This window comes from Bacillus paranthracis (assembly GCF_024296885.1).
Taxonomy (GTDB): Bacteria; Bacillota; Bacilli; order Bacillales; family Bacillaceae_G; genus Bacillus_A; species Bacillus_A paranthracis.
The window spans coordinates 3,923,555-3,944,720 of the sequence record NZ_CP101135.1 but is presented as its reverse complement, the minus strand read 5'-3'; the positions used below and the strand labels follow the sequence as shown (position 1 = coordinate 3,944,720).

19 protein-coding genes are annotated in these 21,166 nt (G+C 37.4%); 17 read left to right on the top strand and 2 right to left on the bottom strand.

What is annotated here, in order from left to right:
• Nucleotides 1–11: 11 nt before the first annotated feature.
• The 9 genes from xseA to spo0A all read left to right on the top strand — a co-directional run bounded on the left by xseA (nucleotide 12) and on the right by spo0A (nucleotide 10,615).
• Nucleotides 12–1,370 carry an exodeoxyribonuclease VII large subunit gene (gene xseA, locus NLJ82_RS20325; protein ID WP_000415266.1) on the top strand — a complete coding sequence of 453 codons (1,359 nt, stop codon included), beginning with the start codon at nucleotides 12–14 and terminating at the stop codon, nucleotides 1,368–1,370.
• The gene (gene xseB / locus NLJ82_RS20320; RefSeq protein ID WP_000428423.1) at nucleotides 1,360–1,590 is read left to right on the top strand and encodes an exodeoxyribonuclease VII small subunit; all 231 of its coding nucleotides are present in this window, start codon (nucleotides 1,360–1,362) and stop codon (nucleotides 1,588–1,590) included. Before xseA ends, xseB begins: the two co-directional genes overlap by 11 nt.
• Entirely contained in the window at nucleotides 1,590–2,480 is an 891-nt protein-coding gene (gene ispA, locus NLJ82_RS20315) for a (2E,6E)-farnesyl diphosphate synthase (protein WP_000150364.1), read from the top strand. Before xseB ends, ispA begins: the two co-directional genes overlap by 1 nt.
• A gap of 302 nt (nucleotides 2,481–2,782) precedes the next feature.
• Entirely contained in the window at nucleotides 2,783–4,675 is a 1,893-nt protein-coding gene (gene dxs / locus NLJ82_RS20310) for a 1-deoxy-D-xylulose-5-phosphate synthase (RefSeq protein WP_000366458.1), read from the top strand.
• A 3-nt stretch (nucleotides 4,676–4,678) separates the two neighbouring features.
• Nucleotides 4,679–5,518 carry a TlyA family rRNA (cytidine-2'-O)-methyltransferase gene (locus NLJ82_RS20305; protein WP_001274742.1) on the top strand — a complete coding sequence of 280 codons (840 nt, stop codon included), beginning with the start codon at nucleotides 4,679–4,681 and terminating at the stop codon, nucleotides 5,516–5,518.
• Nucleotides 5,519–5,660: 142 nt separating this feature from the next.
• The gene (gene argR, locus NLJ82_RS20300) at nucleotides 5,661–6,110 is read left to right on the top strand and encodes an arginine repressor ArgR (RefSeq protein ID WP_001032581.1); all 450 of its coding nucleotides are present in this window, start codon (nucleotides 5,661–5,663) and stop codon (nucleotides 6,108–6,110) included.
• Nucleotides 6,111–6,376: 266 nt separating this feature from the next.
• Nucleotides 6,377–8,116 (top strand): DNA repair protein RecN, encoded by a 1,740-nt coding sequence (gene recN / locus NLJ82_RS20295; protein ID WP_000947749.1) that lies wholly within the window; start codon nucleotides 6,377–6,379, stop codon nucleotides 8,114–8,116.
• Nucleotides 8,117–8,234: 118 nt separating this feature from the next.
• Nucleotides 8,235–9,533 carry a SpoIVB peptidase gene (gene spoIVB / locus NLJ82_RS20290; protein WP_012644590.1) on the top strand — a complete coding sequence of 433 codons (1,299 nt, stop codon included), beginning with the start codon at nucleotides 8,235–8,237 and terminating at the stop codon, nucleotides 9,531–9,533.
• Nucleotides 9,534–9,820: 287 nt separating this feature from the next.
• On the top strand, nucleotides 9,821–10,615 hold the full coding sequence (gene spo0A, locus NLJ82_RS20285; RefSeq protein ID WP_014297988.1) for a sporulation transcription factor Spo0A: 795 nt from the start codon (nucleotides 9,821–9,823) through the stop codon (nucleotides 10,613–10,615).
• Nucleotides 10,616–10,868: 253 nt separating this feature from the next.
• Here the strand turns inward: spo0A and NLJ82_RS20280 are convergent, their stop codons facing one another.
• Nucleotides 10,869–11,015 (bottom strand): YycC family protein, encoded by a 147-nt coding sequence (locus NLJ82_RS20280; protein WP_000803575.1) that lies wholly within the window; start codon nucleotides 11,013–11,015, stop codon nucleotides 10,869–10,871.
• A 50-nt stretch (nucleotides 11,016–11,065) separates the two neighbouring features.
• Here NLJ82_RS20280 and NLJ82_RS20275 point away from each other — a divergent pair, with 50 nt between their 5' ends.
• The gene (locus tag NLJ82_RS20275) at nucleotides 11,066–11,794 is read left to right on the top strand and encodes a glycerophosphodiester phosphodiesterase (protein ID WP_000172563.1); all 729 of its coding nucleotides are present in this window, start codon (nucleotides 11,066–11,068) and stop codon (nucleotides 11,792–11,794) included.
• Nucleotides 11,795–11,843: 49 nt separating this feature from the next.
• Here the strand turns inward: NLJ82_RS20275 and NLJ82_RS20270 are convergent, their stop codons facing one another.
• Nucleotides 11,844–12,077: a DUF2627 domain-containing protein gene (locus NLJ82_RS20270; protein ID WP_001190187.1), complete on the bottom strand. Its 234-nt coding sequence runs from the start codon at nucleotides 12,075–12,077 to the stop codon at nucleotides 11,844–11,846.
• Between the two features lie 136 nt (nucleotides 12,078–12,213).
• On the opposite strand from NLJ82_RS20270, the gene NLJ82_RS20265 reads away from it, so the two are divergent.
• From NLJ82_RS20265 to bfmBAB, 7 genes are all read left to right on the top strand, one after another.
• The gene (locus NLJ82_RS20265; protein WP_000811008.1) at nucleotides 12,214–14,286 is read left to right on the top strand and encodes a sigma-54 interaction domain-containing protein; all 2,073 of its coding nucleotides are present in this window, start codon (nucleotides 12,214–12,216) and stop codon (nucleotides 14,284–14,286) included.
• Nucleotides 14,287–14,481: 195 nt separating this feature from the next.
• Nucleotides 14,482–15,381 (top strand): phosphate butyryltransferase, encoded by a 900-nt coding sequence (gene yqiS, locus NLJ82_RS20260; protein WP_000763079.1) that lies wholly within the window; start codon nucleotides 14,482–14,484, stop codon nucleotides 15,379–15,381.
• A gap of 34 nt (nucleotides 15,382–15,415) precedes the next feature.
• Nucleotides 15,416–16,516, top strand: coding sequence for a leucine dehydrogenase (locus NLJ82_RS20255; RefSeq protein ID WP_001162675.1), 1,101 nt, complete (start codon nucleotides 15,416–15,418; stop codon nucleotides 16,514–16,516).
• Between the two features lie 87 nt (nucleotides 16,517–16,603).
• Nucleotides 16,604–17,707, top strand: coding sequence for a butyrate kinase (gene buk, locus NLJ82_RS20250; protein WP_000115774.1), 1,104 nt, complete (start codon nucleotides 16,604–16,606; stop codon nucleotides 17,705–17,707).
• 4 nt (nucleotides 17,708–17,711) lie between these two features.
• Nucleotides 17,712–19,133 (top strand): dihydrolipoyl dehydrogenase, encoded by a 1,422-nt coding sequence (gene lpdA / locus NLJ82_RS20245; protein WP_001051285.1) that lies wholly within the window; start codon nucleotides 17,712–17,714, stop codon nucleotides 19,131–19,133.
• Between the two features lie 27 nt (nucleotides 19,134–19,160).
• Nucleotides 19,161–20,162, top strand: a complete 1,002-nt coding sequence (gene bfmBAA, locus NLJ82_RS20240) for a 3-methyl-2-oxobutanoate dehydrogenase subunit alpha (RefSeq protein ID WP_000852555.1) — start codon at nucleotides 19,161–19,163, stop codon at nucleotides 20,160–20,162.
• Nucleotides 20,163–20,175: 13 nt separating this feature from the next.
• Nucleotides 20,176–21,159 carry a 3-methyl-2-oxobutanoate dehydrogenase subunit beta gene (gene bfmBAB, locus NLJ82_RS20235; protein ID WP_000290076.1) on the top strand — a complete coding sequence of 328 codons (984 nt, stop codon included), beginning with the start codon at nucleotides 20,176–20,178 and terminating at the stop codon, nucleotides 21,157–21,159.
• The last annotated feature ends 7 nt before the right edge of the window (nucleotides 21,160–21,166 follow it).

The following is a 21,166-nucleotide window of genomic DNA, read 5'->3' as shown; positions in this document are numbered from 1 at the left end:
AGGAGAGAGAAATGGAGAAACAATATTTAACCGTTACAGCGTTAACACGCTATATAAAAACAAAAATAGAATATGATCCGCATTTACAGTCTGTTTGGTTAAAAGGTGAAATTTCCAACTTTAAAAATCATAGCCGTGGCCACATGTATTTTACATTGAAAGATGAAAATGCAAGAATCGCAGCGGTTATGTTTGCGGGTCATAATCGTAATATTAAATTCAGACCTGAAAATGGGATGAAGGTACTCGTGAAAGGGAAAATCTCTGTTTACGAGGCGAGTGGTTCTTATCAAATTTATATTCAAGACATGCAGCCTGACGGAGTCGGAAACCTACATTTAGCTTACGAACAATTAAAGGTTCGTTTAGAGGAAGAAGGATTGTTTTCTCAAGTTTATAAAAAAACAATCCCTCCTTATGCGAAAACAATAGGTGTGATTACGTCACCAACAGGAGCAGCGATTCGTGATATTATAACAACGATTAAACGTCGTTATCCAATTGGAAATGTTATTGTGTTTCCAGTACTTGTACAGGGGGAGTCAGCAGCTCCCTCAATTGTACAAGCGATCCGTACAGCGAATGAAATGGAAGGGATAGATGTCCTAATCGTTGGGCGCGGTGGAGGTTCTATTGAGGAATTGTGGGCGTTTAACGAAGAAATGGTTGCAAGAGCTATTTTCAAGAGTGAGATCCCTATTATTTCAGCAGTAGGCCATGAAACAGACTTTACAATTGCGGATTTTGTTGCCGATTTAAGAGCACCAACACCAACTGCAGCGGCTGAGCTGGCAGCGCCTAATATTATCGAGTTACAAGAAAAGGTATTACAAAGAACTCTAAGGTTGCAAAGAGCAATGAGAGAGTTAGTACATAAAAAAGAAGAAAAACTACAAGTATTGCAAAAATCTTATGCGTTCCGTTATCCAAGACAAGTATATGAGCAAAAAGAAGAGCAATTGGATAGAGCGTTAGAACAGCTTGTGTTAGCGAAAGAGCGCTATATTGATAAAAAGGTAAATCAGTTAAAACAGCTTTCATTTTATTTAGAGAAGCACCACCCATCTCAAAAAATTATGCAAACAAAGGTAGCAGTTGAAACATTGCAAAAGCAATTGCAACGTGAAATGCAAACGTTACTCCAAACGAAAGAATTTGCCTTTGTAAGAGCTGCTCAAAAACTTGAAGCGCTAAGTCCGCTTAAAGTAATGATGAGAGGGTACGGGCTTGTATATGATGAAGAGAAGCAAGTGTTAAAAAGTGTGAAAGATGTTAGCCTTGGAGATGCTGTTTCAGTTCAATTACAAGATGGAATATTAGATTGTAGCGTATCAGGAATAGAGGAGCGTGAATTGAATAATGGAAAATAAATTAAGCTTTGAAGAGGCAATTTCGCAACTTGAGCACCTCGTTTCTAAATTAGAGCAAGGTGACGTACCTTTAGAAGAAGCAATTTCTTATTTTAAAGAGGGTATGGAATTATCTAAGCTTTGTGATGAGAAGTTGAAGAACGTACAAGAACAAATGGCAGTTATTCTTGGGGAAGATGGAGAGCTTGAACCGTTTACTGCTTTAGGAGATGAAGCATAGTGACAATTGCTTTTGATACTTTTTTGAAAGAAAGTAAAACTTTCGTAGAAGAGAAGCTTGTAAGCTATGCAAATGAATTACAATGTCCAAATGTACTTCGTGAAGCGATGGCATATTCTTTGGAAGCGGGTGGAAAGCGTCTCCGCCCGTTACTTTTATTTGCAACATTACAAGCGTTTGGTAAAGAAAAAAATCTTGGTGTAGGTGCAGCTTGTGCTCTTGAAATGGTACATACATACTCGTTAGTTCATGATGATTTACCTTGTATGGATGATGATGATTTAAGAAGAGGGAAGCCCACAAATCATAAAGTATTTGGTGAAGCGATGGCAGTTTTAGCAGGAGATGGTTTGTTGACATATGCTTTTCAAGTTATTATGGCATATGAACAAAAGGAAATCTCTGCTGAGAAAAAAGTAAGACTTGTACTTGAGCTTGCAAAAGCGGCAGGGCCAGAAGGAATGGTTGGCGGACAAGTAGCAGATATGGAAGCGGAAGGGAAACAGCTTACGATCGATGAGCTAGAGTATATTCATAAGCATAAGACTGGAAAACTACTTGAATTCGCTGTACTTGCAGGGTCGATACTGTCTGATGCGACAGAAGAACAGGAAGAAAAATTACTTGAGTTTGCGAAATATATCGGCCTAGCTTTCCAAATCCGAGATGATATTTTAGATGTGGAAGGAACCGAAGAAGAGATTGGAAAACCGATTGGTAGTGATGTTTCTAACGAAAAGAGCACATATACGACGTTATTTACTGTAGATAGAGCAAAGGATATTTTAGAAGAAACGATTGCAAAAGCAAAAGATGCTATTAGTTCCTTGCAATTACAAGATGAATATTTACTATCTATTTGCGATTTGATTGCAAAACGTAATAACTAATATAACAGCGTTTTCATTTGTTGAGTCATTCATCATTTTATGATATAAATGTAGGAAAAGGTTTTTCTTTTCTTGTTATTGGCAAAAATATATGTAGATTACATTGCCGTTATCACTTCGTGTTAGCGGCTATTTTTTTCATCGCCTAAAGAAATATGGTTTATAATAAGATTAGGGCGCAATAGACTGGTTAATAGCAGGACAAGGTGAAAAATAAAAAAAGAGAATTTCTTGTTTTGTGTAAATGTTTTTTATAATATTTGACATGTTGACAGATTATGAAATGAAAGTGAGTGATCCATGTGGATCTAACGCAAATTCAAAACCCTAGTTTTTTGAAAGAGATGTCTATCAGTGAACTAGAGGGATTGAGTGAGGATATTCGTAAGTTTTTAATTGAAGAGCTCTCTCAAACAGGTGGACATATTGCGCCTAATTTAGGTGTAGTAGAACTCACAATTGCTCTGCATAAATTATTTGATAGTCCGAAAGATAAATTTTTATGGGATGTAGGACATCAATCCTATGTACATAAAATTTTAACTGGACGTGCAAAAGAATTCGGCACATTAAGGCAATATCAAGGTCTATGTGGTTTCCCAAAACGTTGTGAGAGTGAGCACGATGTATGGGAAACTGGCCATAGCTCGACATCATTATCTGCTGCAATGGGAATGGCTCTAGCACGTGATTTAAAGAAAACGAAAGAATATGTTATACCAATCATTGGTGATGGCGCTTTAACGGGCGGAATGGCTTTAGAGGCATTGAACCATATTGGACATGAAAAAACAGACATGATTGTTATTTTGAATGATAATGAAATGTCAATTGCGCCAAACGTTGGTGCGCTTCATAATGTGCTTGGACGTCTACGTACCGCAGGAAAATACCATTGGGTAAAAGATGAGCTAGAGTATATTTTGAAGAAAATCCCAGCTGTCGGTGGGAAAGTTGCTGCGACAGCAGAGAAAATAAAAGATAGTCTTAAATATTTACTAGTATCTGGTGTCTTTTTCGAAGAGTTAGGCTTTACATATTTAGGTCCAGTCGATGGACATGATTATGAAAAGTTATTCGAAACGTTGCAATATGCAAAGAAAACAAAAGGCCCAGTGCTTGTTCATGTTATTACGAAAAAAGGAAAAGGTTACAAACCAGCTGAGAGTGATGTTATTGGCACTTGGCATGGAACAGGACCTTATAAAATTGAATCAGGTGACTTCGTTAAACCGAAAGAAGTTGCACCAGCATGGAGTGCTGTTGTTAGTGAAACAGTACTTAAGTTAGCGAGAACGGATGAGCGTATCGTTGCAATTACACCTGCAATGCCTGTTGGATCGAAACTTGAGAAATTCCAAAAAGAATTCCCAGATCGTATGATTGATGTAGGTATTGCAGAACAGCATGCTACAACAATGGCAGCGGGTATGGCAACGCAAGGTATGAAACCATTCTTAGCGATTTATTCAACATTTTTACAAAGAGCTTATGACCAAGTTGTTCATGATATATGCCGCCAAAATTTAAATGTTTTCATCGGAATTGATCGCTCTGGTTTAGTAGGAGCAGATGGTGAAACGCATCAAGGTGTATTTGATATCTCATTCTTACGCCACTTGCCGAATATGGTACTTATGATGCCAAAAGATGAAAATGAAGGGCAACATTTAGTATACACGGCGATGCAATATGAAGATGGACCAATCGCATTACGTTATGCGCGAGGTAATGGACTTGGCGTTCATATGGATGAAGAATTAAAGGCGATTCCAATCGGTTCATGGGAAACGTTAAAAGAAGGTACACAAGCAGCTATTTTAACATTTGGTACGACAATACCAATGGCAATGGAAGCGGCTGAGCGTCTTGAAAAGGCTGGTATTTCAGTGAAAGTAGTGAACGCTCGCTTCATTAAACCAATGGATGAAGCATATTTACATGATCTCTTAGGAAAAAATATACCAATTTTAACGATTGAAGAAGCTTGCTTAATTGGTGGTTTTGGAACAGGAGTAGTTGAATTTGCGTCTGAGAACGGGTACCATAGTGCGTTAGTTGAACGAATGGGTATTCCAGATCGTTTCATAGAACACGGTAGTGTAACAAAATTATTAGAAGAAATCGGTTTAACGACAGATGCTGTTGTAGACCGTATTCATACAATGATTCCATCAAAACAAAAAAGGGCGTAACAAATGAGTGCGAAAAAAGAAAGAGTAGATGTACTATTAGTAGAGCGAGGGCTTATAGAAACACGTGAGAAAGCAAAACGCGCCATTATGGCCGGCCTTGTATATGCGAATGAGATGAGATTGGATAAGCCAGGGGAGAAAATCCCACAAGATACAGAGATTACGGTGAAGGGGCAAGTTATGCCGTATGTAAGCCGTGGTGGTTATAAACTTGAAAAGGCATTAGAGACATTTCATCTTGATTTACAAGATAAAGTTATGATAGATATTGGTTCATCAACTGGTGGCTTTACCGATTGCGCGCTTCAAAATGGAGCGAAATTATCTTATGCATTAGATGTAGGGTACAATCAACTTGCTTGGAAATTGCGTCAAGATGAGCGTGTTGTCGTAATGGAACGAACGAACTTCCGTTACGTAACACCAGCAGACTTAGAACGTGGTTTACCGCAATTTGCTAGTATCGATGTTTCGTTTATATCATTAAAACTTATATTGCCAGTTTTAAAAACAATGCTTATGCCGAACGGGGATGTAGCAGCGTTAATTAAACCGCAGTTTGAAGCTGGAAGAGAGCAAGTTGGTAAAAAGGGTATCGTTCGCGATCGAAAAGTACATGAGGCTGTCGTAGAAATGATTGTCGACTTTGCTATAAAAGAAGGATACGACGTAGAAGGCTTAACATTCTCACCAATTACGGGCGGGGATGGTAATATTGAATTTTTAATTCATCTGAAATGGCATGGTGAACGTGAGAATGGCGAAAATCATTCTCCAGTTTCTGTTGAGCAAGTAGTTACAGAGGCACATGATGTCCTAAAACAAAAAGGGAAAGGGGAATAACATATGTTGTTCCTCTTTTTGTTGTAATTGTATAATGATTGTAAAAACAATTGTGTACAAGTAACGAATTATAAGTTAACATAAATAAGTGAAGTATACCAATGTTTAAACTATGGTAAGAGATAGTGTGAGGTGCAAATGTATGAATAAAGGTCAGCGCCATATTAAAATCAGGGAAATTATTGCGAACAAAGAAATTGAAACACAAGATGAATTAGTTGATATTTTACGTAATGAGGGATTTAATGTAACGCAAGCAACAGTATCGCGCGATATTAAAGAATTGCACTTAGTGAAAGTGCCATTACATGATGGTCGCTATAAATATAGTTTGCCAGCAGATCAACGATTTAACCCGTTACAAAAATTAAAACGTAATCTAGTGGATTCATTTGTAAAATTAGACACGGCAGGACATATGCTTGTGCTAAAAACATTGCCTGGTAACGCTCATTCACTTGGAGCACTTATTGATCATTTAGAGTGGGATGAGATTATCGGAACCATTTGTGGTGATGACACTTGCTTAATTATTTGCCGTACACCTGAAGATACAGGTGTTGTCTCTGATCGTTTCTTAAATATGCTGTAATAAAAAATCTTGTTTGCTTTCCTCTGTAAAGTGGAAAGCGAACAGGATATTTTTATTGGTTAAAAACGTGAATTCTTAATTGTAATATAATATTTTCTTTGAATAAAATTAGGAAATAGGTGGATTGACCCGTAAAACAAATGTTTGGTACAATGGAGCGGTTAGAAAAGTAATTTATACATACAAACATATAGTATGACTATTTGAATAAAGAACTGAGAAAAGCCCTTCATAGGGGATTAGTTTATAACGAGGTGAATGGGGCATTGTTATCGGAATTATCGATTAGAAACTTTGCTATTATTGAGGCATTAAATATTTCTTTTCAAAAAGGATTAACGGTTTTAAGTGGTGAAACAGGGGCCGGAAAATCGATTATTATTGATGCGATTAGTTTACTTGTAGGTGGCCGTGGTTCAGCAGAATTTGTTCGATACGGAACAGAAAAAGCTGAGATAGAGGGGCTATTTTATGTGGAAGATGATAAGCATCCATGTATTGAAAAAGCAGAAGAGTTGGATATAGAAATAGAAGACGGCATGATTATTTTGAAGCGTGATATCGCTGCAAACGGAAAAAGTGTATGTCGTGTAAATGGAAAACTAGTTACCCTTAGTGTATTAAAAGAAATTGGAAAAACACTTGTTGATATTCATGGACAACACGAAACGCAAGACTTAATGAATGAAGAACGTCATCTATTTATGCTCGATCATTTTGATGGAGAGCGTATCGTTAAACAATTAGATATATACCAAAACGTATATGCTGACTATGAGAAATTAAAAAAACAGTTGAAATCGTTAAGTGAAAATGAACAACAAATGGCACATCGTTTAGATTTAATTCAATTTCAGCATGAAGAAATCCGTAAAGCGGATTTAAAGATAGATGAAGAAAATGACTTAACTGAAGAACGATTGCAAATTTCTAATTTCGAAAAAATTTACAAAGCATTAGGGGATGCGTATCGCTCGTTAAGTGCTGACGGACAAGGGTTAGATAATGTACGAAGCGCAATGGGACAAATGGAGAGTATTACACATTTAGATGAAGTGTATCAAGAAAATCATGATTCCATTGCCAATAGTTATTATTTATTAGAAGAAGTTGCCTATCAACTAAGAGAAAAGCTCGATATGATGGAATATGATCCGAATCGCTTAGATGAAATTGAAACGCGTTTAAATGAAATTCGTATGCTAAAGAGAAAATATGGAAATACTGTAGAAGAGATTTTAGCGTATGCTGATAAAATTGAACAAGAAATTTTTACGATTGAAAATAAAGACGTTCATATTGAAACGACGAAGAAACAGTTGAAGGAATTAGAAAGTGTTATTCTGAAAGAAGCAACGTTGTTAAGTAATATGCGTCATGAACTTGCAGAACATCTTACAAATGCCATTCATCAGGAATTAAAAGAATTATATATGGAAAAAACAAAATTTGAAGTGAGAATTATGAAGCGAGAAGGAAATGCAGAAGAGCCTCTCGTGGAGGGAGCACCGGTAAGACTTACAGCGGATGGTTACGATCATGTGGAATTTTATATTTCAACAAATCCGGGTGAGCCGCTAAAACCACTTTCAAAGGTTGCTTCTGGCGGAGAGTTATCCCGTATTATTTTAGCTTTAAAAAGCATTTTTTCTAAGCATCAAGGTGTTGCATCTGTTATTTTTGATGAAGTGGATACTGGTGTAAGTGGCCGGGTCGCACAGGCTATTGCGGAAAAGATTTATCGAGTATCAGTAAACTCACAAGTACTTTGTATTACGCACTTACCTCAAGTAGCTTCAATGGCGGATTCGCATTTATTTATTCGAAAACAAGTAGCAAATGATCGAACAATTACATCAGTTACCGTTTTAACTATGGAGGATAAAGTAACAGAAATAGCTCGAATGATTTCTGGTGTGGAAATTACAGATTTAACGACAGAACATGCGAAAGAATTACTTACGCAAGCGCATCATTTTAAACAGACAGCAGAGGCTATCCAGTAATGGATAGCTTTTTTTCTCAAATGATGATTTCTTAATTCTTCCGGTTATAAATAAAGCATTGCAAGGAGAGATTAAAAAGTGAAGCCAAAAGGCTGAATGTGGGGTAGGAGCGAGGAGAGTGAACAAATTGAAATTAGAAAGATTTCGCAAAATAATAGGTATTTTTCTCCTTGTTTCTTTAGTTTTTATTGGGTGTTTTAAACCGCTTCGGACGTTTATTTCATCTCCGAAGCAACTTGTTGTTTTTGAAGGACAACAATCAGAAATAGCTTCATTACCAGTATTTAAAGCTTCATCTACAGATCGTCATGTGTTTACAGTAAGTTCAAATGAACAAAAACAAGGACTTATGGTAAATTCTCATCAAAATGGTGAAGCAGATATGGTGTTTCAGCTTGCTGGTTTTCCAGTGAAAAAAGTAAATGTGAGAGTATTAAAAGATTTCAAAGTTATTCCAGGTGGACAATCAATTGGTGTAAAGTTAAACACAAAAGGGATACTTGTTGTAGGCCATCATTTAATTCAAACTGAAAAAGGGAAAGTATCTCCTGGTGAAACAGCTGGTGTGCAAATTGGAGATATGATTACTGAAATTAATGGTAAAACAATTGAAAGAATGAGTGATGTAGCACCATTTATTCATAATAGTGGGGAAACAGGCGAACCGCTTAATCTCGTTTTGCTAAGGGATGGAAAGCATATCCGCACTAAATTAACACCACAAAAAGACAGTGGAGAATCGTCTTATCGCATTGGTTTATATATTCGTGATTCGGCAGCTGGAATCGGAACAATGACATTTGTTCATCCTGATTCTATGAAATATGGGGCACTTGGTCATGTTATTTCTGATAATGATACGAAAAAGCCGATTCAAGTCGAAGATGGACAAATTATGCGTTCGACAGTTACATCAATTGAAAGAGGTAGTCATGGGAATCCAGGGGAGAAATTAGCGAGGTTCTCACCTGATCGTGAAGTGATTGGCAATATTACAATAAATAGTCCATTTGGTATTTTTGGCAAATTGAATACAAATATGACAAATGGCGTAATGGATAAAGCAATGCCTATTGCACTATCTCATCAAGTAAAAGAAGGACCAGCAAAAATATTAACGGTTATTGATCAAGATAAAGTGGAAGCGTTTGATATTGAAGTTGTGAGTACAGTACCGCAAAAGTTTCCGGCAACAAAAGGCATGGTAATAAAAGTAACAGATAAACGTTTATTAGCGAAAACAGGTGGTATCGTACAGGGGATGAGCGGAAGTCCAATTGTACAAAATGGAAAGGTAATTGGCGCTGTTACACATGTATTTGTAAATGATCCAACATCAGGATATGGTGTTCATATTGAATGGATGTTACATGAGGCTGGAATTAACATTTATGATCAAGAAAGAAAAGCGAGCTAATTAATAATTAGCTCGTTTTTCTATTGAAAAATTCGTTGAAATTTTGTAAAAGCTCCGCAAGAGGTGTTTTTTGTTGTAAAATAAAAGGAAAGGGTTGAACGTTTCGTTGTTTTTCTATGATGGAATGTGTTGCGAAAAGGAATAATTAAACGATAAACATATTTTTTTGTGATTTTATCGGAAAGTAACAAACTTTAAAAGGGAATTTTCACACAATTGTCGAACAATTCATGTAGCCTAGAAGGATACACATGTCGGAGAATCGATTCGGTAAGGGAGGAAAAGCTGTGGAGAAAATTAAAGTATGTCTTGTGGATGATAATAAAGAATTAGTATCAATGCTAGAGAGTTATGTAGCTGCTCAAGAGGATATGGAAGTAATTGGTACTGCTTATAATGGTCAAGAGTGTTTAAATTTATTAAAAGATAAGCAGCCGGATGTACTTGTATTAGATATTATTATGCCACATTTAGATGGGTTAGCTGTACTAGAGAAAATGCGCCATATTGAAAGGTTAAGACAGCCTAGCGTAATTATGTTGACAGCGTTTGGACAAGAAGATGTGACGAAAAAAGCAGTTGACTTAGGTGCGTCATATTTCATATTAAAACCATTTGATATGGAGAATTTAACGAGTCATATTCGTCAAGTGAGCGGTAAAGCGAACGCTACTATTAAACGTCCACTGCCATCTTTCCGATCAGCAACAACAGTAGATGGAAAACCGAAAAACTTAGATGCAAGCATTACGAGTATCATTCATGAAATTGGTGTGCCTGCTCATATTAAAGGGTACATGTACTTAAGGGAAGCAATTTCTATGGTGTACAATGACATCGAATTACTGGGATCTATTACGAAAGTATTGTATCCAGATATCGCGAAGAAATATAATACAACAGCAAGCCGTGTCGAGCGTGCAATCCGTCACGCAATTGAAGTAGCATGGAGTCGTGGGAATATCGATTCTATTTCGTCCTTATTCGGTTATACAGTATCTATGTCAAAAGCAAAACCTACGAACTCTGAGTTCATCGCAATGGTTGCGGATAAGTTGAGACTTGAACATAAGGCTAGCTGAGAATAGAAGAAGTAAGGGATTTAAGTTTTAATAAAGCTTAATAATTCTTGAAATGTATACTCGATAGTAAATTTAAAACCAATGAACTTTTTAATTAATGACCAATGAATGTTAGAATTCGTTGGTCTTTTTATTGTACATGTTCGAAGTGAAGGTTAAATTGAATCATGGTATATCCAATGAGGGATTTTAGCAAGGAAGCCATCCATGATATAATAGAAAATAATAAAAAGTCCTGCGAAACAGGACTGTATTATTCTTCGTCTTTATTTTGTTTTTCTAATTCAACTAACTTTTGAATTAAAATGTGCTGCGGCATATGCATAAGTTGTTCAAGTGGAACGCCTAATGCTTTTGATAGGCGGACTGCAGTGTCTGGAGAAATTTGTAATGGTTTCATAGAAGTACCTCCTTTTTCGTATAGTATAGCATAAGATTGGGGGAGTGAGGATGACTCTTATATTTGCGCATCGTGGTGCAGCGGGAACGTACCCAGAAAATACGATGATTTCATTTGAAGCAGCTGAATCTTTTAAGGCAGATGGAATTGAGCTGGATGTTCAATTAACGAAAGACGGAAAGGTTGTCGTCATTCATGATGAAACAGTGAATCGGACAACGAATGGAAAAGGTGCGGTTCGAAATTATGTATATGAGGATTTATGTAAATTAGATGCGAGTTATAAATTTGGTGATAAAGTAGGATTTTGTAAAATACCTCTTTTAGAAGAGGTGTTAAAATGGATTGAAAAAACAGAGTTGTTACTTAATATTGAACTTAAAAATAATAAAATTCCATACAGAGGTTTAGAAGAAGAAGTTATAACGCTTGTACGGAAATTTAATCTAGAAGATCGTGTTATATTTTCTTCATTTAATCATTATAGTATGAAAAGGTGTCATATGATGGCTCCAGATATTCAAACAGCGATTTTATATCGCGAAGGTTTGCATAGTCCGTGGGCATATGCAAAAAAAATGGGGGCTACAGCAGTGCATCCTAATTATCGTTATCTTCAAGATGCTGTTGCCGAACTAACGATGGAAAGTGATGTAGAGGTTCGGCCCTATACAATTAATGAAGAAACACTTATGCGTAAATATTTTGATATGAATATTTCGGCGATTATTACGGATTATCCTGAAACGGCAAGAACATTATTGCCAATAAAAAAATGAGACCGCTTGTAACGGTCTCATTTTTTTATTTGTAAATAGTAGGGCTTTCCTATCTTCGAAAGCGAGCTTGTACTTTATTTCGTTTACGATCTCGGTGTAAGACGAAACCACCAAAGATATAAAATCCGAGCGCGAAGCAGAGAGCCCCGATTAAAAATTGTAACCATAGTATAGAGAGTGGAGGAAATAAAATCCCGAATACGGTATCTCTCATTAACTTAATGCCAAACACAGCTAATGAAATAGGGATGAGTGCTAATAATAGAGCAAGGTAACGCTGCATATAAACGCTCCTTTTCAGATTATTTTGTTTATTTTAATGATGTTATATGAAAAGGGGGTTTGTCAAGAGGGGGCTGAACGAGTAAGATAAGGGTGTGAAAAATTTTGCAGAGATACTCCGAGAGGAAGTGTAATATATGAAACAAAAAGTTTTAATTGTTGGTGCAGGTGAAGGTGGTAGTACACTGCTGCGTCTGTTACAGAGTTCGAATATATTTCAAATTATAGGGATTATTGATATAAATCCGATAGCAAAAGGGTTACAGATGGCAAAGGAATACGGGATTGCAATTGGAGAGAGTGTGACTCCGTTTCTTTCTATGCATATTGATGTAATGTTTGATATGACAGGTGACGATGATTTACATAAAGATTTATTAAAGAAAAAGCATAAAGATACTCTTCTTATACCAGGTGATATTGCAAAAATTGTTACGAGATTAGCACATGAGAAGGAAAATTTAATTGGAAAGTTAGAAGAGCAAACGCAGCAAGGGGATTTAATTTTAAACTCTACGCATGACGGTATGATAGTGATTGATCAAGAAGGACAAGTTCGCCTATTCAATAAAAGTGCAGAACGTATTATCGGATATAAAAAAGAAGATGCGGTAGGGAAATATATTTTAGAAGTTATTCCGACTAGTAAGTTGCTTCGTATTATACGTACGAAACAAATAGAAGTAAATTATGAACTGACGCTTGAGAATGGAAAGAAAATTATTACAACCCGTATTCCAATATTAAAAGAGGGAGGAGAAGTGCAAGGGGCATTTGCGATTTTTAAAGATATAACAGAGGTTGTAGATCTTGCGGAAGAAGTTACAGATTTAAAGGAGATTCAAACGTTACTTGAGGCGATTATTAACTCGTCTGAGGAAGCTATTTCGGTCGTGGATGAAAAAGGTCGAGGGTTAGTAATTAACCCTGCATATACGAAATTAACAGGTTTAACAGAAGAGGACATTATTGGAAAGCCGGCTACAACTGATATTGTAGAAGGTGAAAGTATGCATATGAAAGTACTTCGAACGCGTAGGGCGGTACGAGGCATACATATGAAAATCGGACAAAAAAAGCGAGATGTAATTGTAAACGTAGCACCAGTTATTGTGGATGGAATATTGAAAGGGAGCGTCGGTGTAATTCGCGACGTATCAGAAATTCAAAAATTAACAAATGAACTGAATAGAGCAAGGCAAATCATTCGAACGTTAGAAGCGAAATATTCATTTGATGACATTGTCGGAAATTCAGATGAAACAACGGCTGCTATTGAACAGGCGAAACTGGGGGCGAATACACCAGCAACAGTGTTGTTACGCGGGGAGTCAGGGACAGGTAAAGAATTGTTTGCGCATGCTATCCATAATGGAAGTAATCGGAAATATAATAAGTTTGTTCGTGTAAATTGTGCAGCTATTTCGGAGACGTTGTTAGAAAGTGAATTGTTTGGTTATGAGGAAGGGGCGTTTTCTGGCGCGAAAAGAGGGGGAAAACGTGGATTCTTTGAGGAAGCGAATAACGGCAGCATCTTTTTAGATGAAATAGGGGAACTATCTGCAAATACGCAAGCGAAACTCCTTCGCGTTTTGCAAGAGAAAGAAATTGTAAAAGTTGGTGGAACGAAAGCAATTCCTATCAATGTCAGAGTAATTGCAGCGACGCACGTGAATTTAGAAAAAGCCATTCTAGAAGGGAAGTTTAGGGAGGATTTATATTATCGATTAAATAAAATTCCAATTCAAATCCCATCTCTTCGTCAGCGTAAAGGGGATATACCGGCAATCGCAGACAGGTTAATTCAAAAAATTAACCAAGATTATGGCCGAAATATAGAGGGGCTCACTAATTCTGCTATTTCATATTTACAATCATATGAATGGCCAGGAAATGTGAGGGAACTTGAAAATATTTTGGGGAGAGCTATTATCTTTATGAATTATAACGAGACCTATATTGATGTACAACATTTACCGCCATTACATAACGAAGAGCAAGTGGAGTCAAAGCAAGCTCATTTATTGCCTGAGTTAGAAGAAAAGCCACTTGAGCATTTAGTGACGGAGTTTGAAGGGAATATCATTCATGAATATTTAGAGAGATTTGGTGGAAATAAAACACAAACAGCAAGAGCGTTAGGAATTTCGGTTCGAAATTTATATTACAAGCTAGAAAAGTATGAGTGTGCAAAAAATAGCATGCAATAAATTGCGTACCGTGCAATTTATTGCATGGTATACAAAAAGCGACAAAATAAGACAGAATCTTTCGTTATTTTCCAAAGTATTGATTTTACTGTGTTTTGAATGCGTTTTCATTATTGGTAAGACCACTTTTGAAAGTTGGCACGGTATTTGCTTAATAAAAAGACGAGGGACGACGGAAAGGGTTGATTACAAAATATGAAGTTAGAACACTTAATTGATCAAGCGGCAGGCCAGCCTAAAAAAACTGTGGCTGTAGCAGTAGCTGAAGATCATGAAGTAATTGAAGCTGTAGCGAAAGCAATTACATTACAGCTAGCTCAATTTCGTCTATATGGAAATCAAGAAAAAATAATGGGGATGCTACAAGAACATAGTTTACAAACTTCAGAACATATTGAAGTGATTGCAACACAGTCAAGTGCTGAGGCTGCAGAACTTTCTGTTAAAGCTGTAAGAAATGGCGAAGCAGATGTGCTTATGAAGGGGAACATCCCAACAGCAAATATTTTGAAAGCTGTATTAAATAAAGAGTGGGGACTTCGTAAAGGTAGCGTACTTTCACACGTTGCAGCATTTGAAGTTCCAAACTACAATCGTCTCATTTTTGTTACAGATGCAGCGATGAACATTGCACCTGATGTAACACAAAAAGCTGCTATTATACAAAATACTGTAGAAGTTGCCCGGGCAATAGGAATTGATTTGCCGAAGGTAGCACCAATTGCAGCGGTAGAGGTTGTGAATCCTGCGATGCAAGCGACAATTGATGCAGCGATGTTAACTCAAATGAATCGCCGCGGACAAATAAAAAATTGTGTCGTTGATGGACCACTTGCTTTAGATAATGCAGTATCACAAATTGCAGCAGAACATAAAGGCATAGTAAGTGACGTAGCAGGTAAGGCAGACATTTTACTCGTCCCAACAATTGAAGCTGGAAATGTACTATATAAATCACTCGTATACTTTGCGGATGCAAAAGTAGGAGCAATGATTGCTGGCGCAAAAGCACCGATTGTTTTAACATCTCGTGCTGATTCAGCAGAAACAAAAGTATATTCATTAGCATTGGCAGTTGCCACTGCTTCAAAATAAACCAAATAGGGTAAAACATTAGGGGGAAACGACAATGGCATTAGAAATCTTCGAATACTTAGAAAAATATGATTATGAGCAAGTAGTATTTTGTCAAGATAAAGAATCAGGTTTAAAAGCAATCATTGCAATTCATGATACAACACTTGGACCTGCTCTTGGTGGAACAAGAATGTGGACATATGATTCTGAAGAAGCGGCGATTGAAGATGCATTGCGTCTTGCAAAAGGGATGACATACAAAAACGCAGCAGCTGGTTTAAACTTAGGTGGTGCGAAAACAGTAATTATCGGTGATCCACGTAAAGATAAGAGCGAAGCAATGTTCCGTGCATTAGGTCGTTATATTCAAGGACTAAACGGACGTTACATTACAGCTGAAGATGTTGGTACAACAGTAGATGATATGGATATTATCCACGAAGAAACTGACTTTGTAACAGGTATTTCACCATCATTCGGTTCTTCTGGTAACCCATCTCCAGTAACTGCATACGGTGTTTATCGTGGTATGAAAGCTGCTGCGAAAGAGGCTTTCGGTACTGATAATTTAGAAGGAAAAGTAATTGCTGTTCAAGGTGTTGGTAACGTAGCATATCACCTATGCAAACATTTACACGCTGAAGGCGCAAAACTAATCGTTACAGATATTAATAAAGAAGCTGTACAACGTGCAGTAGAAGAATTCGGTGCAACAGCAGTTGAGCCAAATGAAATTTACGGTGTTGAATGTGATATTTACGCACCATGTGCATTAGGCGCAACAGTTAATGACGAAACTATTCCACAACTTAAAGCAAAAGTAATTGCAGGTTCTGCAAATAACCAATTAAAAGAAGATCGTCACGGCGACATCATTCATGAAATGGGTATTGTATACGCACCAGACTATGTAATTAATGCAGGTGGCGTAATTAACGTAGCAGACGAGTTATATGGATACAATAGAGAACGTGCATTAAAACGCGTAGAATCAATTTATGACACAATTGCAAAAGTAATCGAAATTTCAAAACGCGATGGCATTGCAACTTATGTAGCAGCTGATCGTCTAGCTGAAGAGCGCATTGCAAGCTTGAAAAACTCTCGTAGCACATACTTACGCAACGGTCACGACATTATTAGCCGTCGCTAATCATTCATATATTACTTTTACAAAAGGTGTGGTTACCTCTTATGAGGTTTCCACCTCCTTTTGAATTTATTAGTGGAGGTAGCAACAGTGTCTGTAAATCGAATTCTTGTTATTAATCCGGGTAGTACATCCACAAAAATTGGTGTTTTTGATAATGAAAGACCCGTTTTAGAAGAAACTATTCGTCATGACGAAGAACAGATTGGAAAATATAAGCGAATTATCGACCAATATGAGTTTCGTAAAGAAACGATCTTAGAAGTTCTACATTCTCACGGTATTAACATTTCAAAATTAAACGCAGTTTGTGGCCGTGGGGGATTACTTCGTCCAATCGAAGGCGGAACATACACAGTAAACGATGCGATGTTAGAAGATTTAAAAAATGGTTTTAGCGGTCATCACGCTTCAAACCTTGGGGGCATTTTAGCATATGAAATAGCTTCTGGATTAAATATTCCGGCATTCATTGTAGACCCTGTCGTTGTAGATGAAATGGAGCCTATTGCTCGTATAAGTGGTATTGCTGGTATGGAACGCAAAAGTATTTTCCATGCATTAAATCAAAAAGCAGTTGCTCGTAAAGTAGCTGAACAGTTAAATCACAAATATGAGGATTTAAATTTATTAGTTACACATATGGGCGGCGGTATTACAGTTGGTGCTCATAAAAAAGGAAGAGTAATCGATGTAAATAACGGTTTAAACGGAGAAGGCCCATTTAGTCCAGAGCGCGCTGGTACAGTACCAGTAGGGCAACTAGTAGAAATGTGTTTCTCTGGTGAGTATTACCGAGATGAAATGATTAAAAAACTTGTCGGACAAGGTGGACTTGTAAGTCTTATCGGTACAAATGATGCGATTAAAGTAGAACAAATGGTTGAAAAAGGTGATCCTGAAGCAACTCTTATTTATAAAGCTATGGCATATCAAGTTGCAAAAGAGATTGGCGGAGCTAGCGCTGTACTTCACGGGAAAATCGATGCAATCGTATTAACTGGTGGACTTGCTTACAGTAAAATCCTTGTTGATGAAATAAAAGAACGAGTAGACTGGATTGCAGATGTTATCGTACATCCAGGAGAAGATGAATTACAAGCATTAGCAGAAGGGGCACTTCGTGTACTACGTGAAGAAGAAGCTCCAAAAGAATATATTGTACGTGAAAAAGAAACGGTAGCTAGGGGTTGAGATAATGGCAAAAGAATATGATTTAGTCATCGTTGGCGGCGGTACTGGTGGATATGTTGCTGCAATTCGTGCATCACAACTAGGGTTAAAAACTGCACTTGTTGAAAAAGAAAATCTTGGTGGTACTTGTTTACACAAAGGATGTATTCCTAGTAAAGCCCTTTTACGTAGTGCGGAAGTATACGCAACTGCTAAAAAAAGTGAAGAGTTCGGAGTTATTGCAAGTAATGTAGAACTAAACTTTGCGAAAGTACAAGAGCGTAAAGAGAAGATTGTAACGCAACTTCATAAAGGTGTTCAGCACTTAATGAAACAAGGTAAAATTGATGTGTTTGAAGGTATTGGCCGTATTCTTGGCCCATCTATTTTCTCTCCGATGCCAGGGATAATTTCAGTTGAACTTGCAAGTGGAGAAGAGAATGAAATGTTAATTCCAAAAAATGTACTTATTGCAACAGGTTCTCGTCCGAATTCATTACCAGGTTTAGAATTAGACGGAGAGTATGTAATGTCTTCCGATCATGCCCTAAAAATGGAAACGCTTCCTAGCTCGATTATTATCGTTGGTGGCGGTGTAATTGGTATTGAGTGGGCATCTATGCTTGCTGACTTCGGTGTAGAAGTTACAGTATTAGAGTATGCGAAAACGATACTACCACTAGAAGACCAAGACGTTTCAAAAGAAATGCAACGTCTATTCAAGAAAAAAGGTATTAAAGTGGTAACTGGTGCAAAAGTATTACCAGAAACATTGGTAAAAGATAATGGAGTAACAATTCAAGCTGAACATAACGGTGAGAATAAAGAATTTAAAGCAGAAAAAATGCTTGTATCTGTAGGACGACAAGCCAATACGCAAAATATTGGTTTAGAGAATACGGATATCGTTGTGGAAAAAGGATACATTCAAACAAATGAGTTTTATCAAACGAAAGAATCTCATATTTACGCAATCGGTGATGTAATTGGTGGCTTACAGCTTGCTCACGTTGCTTCTCATGAAGGAATTGTTGCAGTAGAACATATTGCTGGTAAAGAAGTTACACCAATTGATTATTCTATGGTATCAAAATGCGTATATAGCAGTCCGGAAGTTGCTTCTGTCGGTTTAACAGAACAAGAAGCGAAAGAAAAAGGCTATAAGCTAAAAGTAGGTAAGTTCTCATTCCGTGCAATCGGAAAAGCGCTTGTATACGGCGAATCAGATGGTTTCGTAAAACTTGTAGTTGATGAAGAAACAAATGATATTCTCGGTGTTCATATGATTGGACCGCATGTAACAGATATGATTTCTGAAGCGGGTCTTGCAAGAGTACTTGATGCAACACCTTGGGAAGTAGCACATACAATTCATCCGCATCCATCATTATCTGAGGCGATTGGTGAAGCAGCATTAGCTGTAGATGGAAAAGCGTTACACGCATAAAAATGTGGATTTAGGAGGTTATGAAAAATGGCAGAAGTAAAAGAAAAGCGCCATGAAGAGCTTGGCTTAAGTGATGAGCAAGTATTAGAAATGTTCCGTACGATGTTACTTGCACGTAAAATCGACGAACGTATGTGGTTATTAAACCGTGCTGGTAAAATTCCATTCGTAATTTCTTGTCAAGGACAAGAGGCAGCACAAGTTGGAGCAGCATTTGCTCTTGATAGAGAGAAAGATTATGCATTACCATACTACCGTGATATGGGTGTTGTACTAGCGTTTGGTATGACAGCGAAAGAACTGATGCTATCTGGTTTCGCGAAAGCTGGAGATCCAAACTCTGGTGGTCGTCAAATGCCTGGTCACTTCGGTCAAAAGAAAAATCGTATTGTGACAGGTTCATCTCCAGTAACAACGCAAGTACCACATGCAGTTGGTATTGCATTAGCTGGAAAAATGGAAAAGAAAGATTTAGTAACGTTTGTTACATTCGGTGAAGGTTCTTCCAACCAAGGTGATTTCCATGAAGGTGCAAACTTTGCTGGCGTACACAAGTTACCTGTTATTTTTATGTGTGAAAATAATAAATACGCAATCTCTATTCCAGTTGAAAAACAATTAGCATGTAAAAATGTATCAGACCGTGCAATTGGATACGGTATGCCTGGATATACAGTAGACGGAAACGATCCGCTTGCAGTATATAAAGCTGTAAAAGAAGCAGCAGACCGTGGCCGCCGTGGTGAAGGTCCAACTTTAATTGAAACAGTATCATATCGTTTAACAGCACATTCAAGTGACGATGATGATCGCGTTTATCGTGATAAAGAAGAAGTAGAAGAAGCGAAGAAAAATGATTCAATTGTAACATTTGCTGCTTATTTAAAAGAGGTTGGCGTGTTAACTGAGGAATCTGAAAAACAAATGTTAGACGAAATTATGCATATCGTAAACGAAGCAACAGAATATGCAGAAAATGCTCCGTATGCAGCACCTGAAGATGCATTGAAGCACGTATACGCAGAATAGGGGGGAACGTTTCATGGCTGTAATGTCTTATATTGATGCTATTACATTAGCAATGCGCGAGGAAATGGAACGCGATGAGAAAGTATTCGTTTTAGGTGAAGATGTTGGTAAAAAAGGTGGCGTATTTAAAGCGACACACGGATTATATGATCAATTTGGTGAAGATCGTGCGCTAGATACACCACTTGCAGAATCTGCAATTGCTGGGGTCGCAATTGGTGCAGCAATGTATGGAATGCGTCCAATCGCTGAAATGCAGTTTGCGGATTTCATCATGCCAGCAGTAAACCAAATTGTTTCTGAGGCAGCAAAAATTCGTTACCGTTCTAATAATGATTGGACTTGTCCAATTACAGTTCGTGCGCCATTTGGCGGCGGTGTTCACGGTGCATTGTATCATTCGCAATCTGTAGAAGCGATGTTTGCAAACCAACCTGGTTTAAAAATCGTTATCCCTTCTACACCATATGATGCAAAAGGCTTACTAAAAGCTGCAATTCGTGATGAAGATCCAGTATTATTCTTTGAGCATAAACGTGCATATCGCTTAATTAAAGGTGAAGTGCCAGAAGATGATTACGTATTACCAATCGGAAAAGCGGATGTAAAACGTGAAGGTGATGATATTACTGTTATCACATACGGATTATGTGTTCATTTTGCTCTTCAAGCAGCTGAAAAGTTAGCACAAGATGGCATCTCGGCACACATTCTTGATTTACGTACTGTATATCCATTAGATAAAGAAGCAATCATTGAAGCAGCTTCTAAAACAGGTAAAGTTCTTCTTGTAACAGAAGACAATAAAGAAGGAAGTATTATGAGTGAAGTGGCAGCAATTATCGCTGAAAACTGTCTATTTGATTTAGATGCACCAATTGCGCGTCTTGCGGGTCCAGACGTTCCAGCAATGCCATATGCACCAACAATGGAAAAATTCTTTATGGTAAATCCAGATAAAGTTGAAAAAGCAATGCGTGAACTTGCGGAATTTTAATCGGGGG

What these genes read in the sequence shown, in the direction of transcription:
- lpdA (WP_001051285.1), top strand. Translation starts at nt 17,712, where the DNA reads ATGGCAAAAGAATATGATTTAGTCATCGTTGGCGGCGGTACTGGTGGA.
- NLJ82_RS20255 (WP_001162675.1), top strand. Translation starts at nt 15,416, where the DNA reads ATGGCATTAGAAATCTTCGAATACTTAGAAAAATATGATTATGAGCAA.
- bfmBAB (WP_000290076.1), top strand. Translation starts at nt 20,176, where the DNA reads ATGGCTGTAATGTCTTATATTGATGCTATTACATTAGCAATGCGCGAG.
- NLJ82_RS20305 (WP_001274742.1), top strand. Translation starts at nt 4,679, where the DNA reads ATGAGTGCGAAAAAAGAAAGAGTAGATGTACTATTAGTAGAGCGAGGG.
- argR (WP_001032581.1), top strand. Translation starts at nt 5,661, where the DNA reads ATGAATAAAGGTCAGCGCCATATTAAAATCAGGGAAATTATTGCGAAC.
- NLJ82_RS20275 (WP_000172563.1), top strand. Translation starts at nt 11,066, where the DNA reads ATGACTCTTATATTTGCGCATCGTGGTGCAGCGGGAACGTACCCAGAA.
- xseA (WP_000415266.1), top strand. Translation starts at nt 12, where the DNA reads ATGGAGAAACAATATTTAACCGTTACAGCGTTAACACGCTATATAAAA.
- NLJ82_RS20280 (WP_000803575.1), bottom strand. Translation starts at nt 11,015, where the DNA reads ATGAAACCATTACAAATTTCTCCAGACACTGCAGTCCGCCTATCAAAA.
- yqiS (WP_000763079.1), top strand. Translation starts at nt 14,482, where the DNA reads ATGAAGTTAGAACACTTAATTGATCAAGCGGCAGGCCAGCCTAAAAAA.
- NLJ82_RS20265 (WP_000811008.1), top strand. Translation starts at nt 12,214, where the DNA reads ATGAAACAAAAAGTTTTAATTGTTGGTGCAGGTGAAGGTGGTAGTACA.
- xseB (WP_000428423.1), top strand. Translation starts at nt 1,360, where the DNA reads ATGGAAAATAAATTAAGCTTTGAAGAGGCAATTTCGCAACTTGAGCAC.
- NLJ82_RS20270 (WP_001190187.1), bottom strand. Translation starts at nt 12,077, where the DNA reads ATGCAGCGTTACCTTGCTCTATTATTAGCACTCATCCCTATTTCATTA.
- bfmBAA (WP_000852555.1), top strand. Translation starts at nt 19,161, where the DNA reads ATGGCAGAAGTAAAAGAAAAGCGCCATGAAGAGCTTGGCTTAAGTGAT.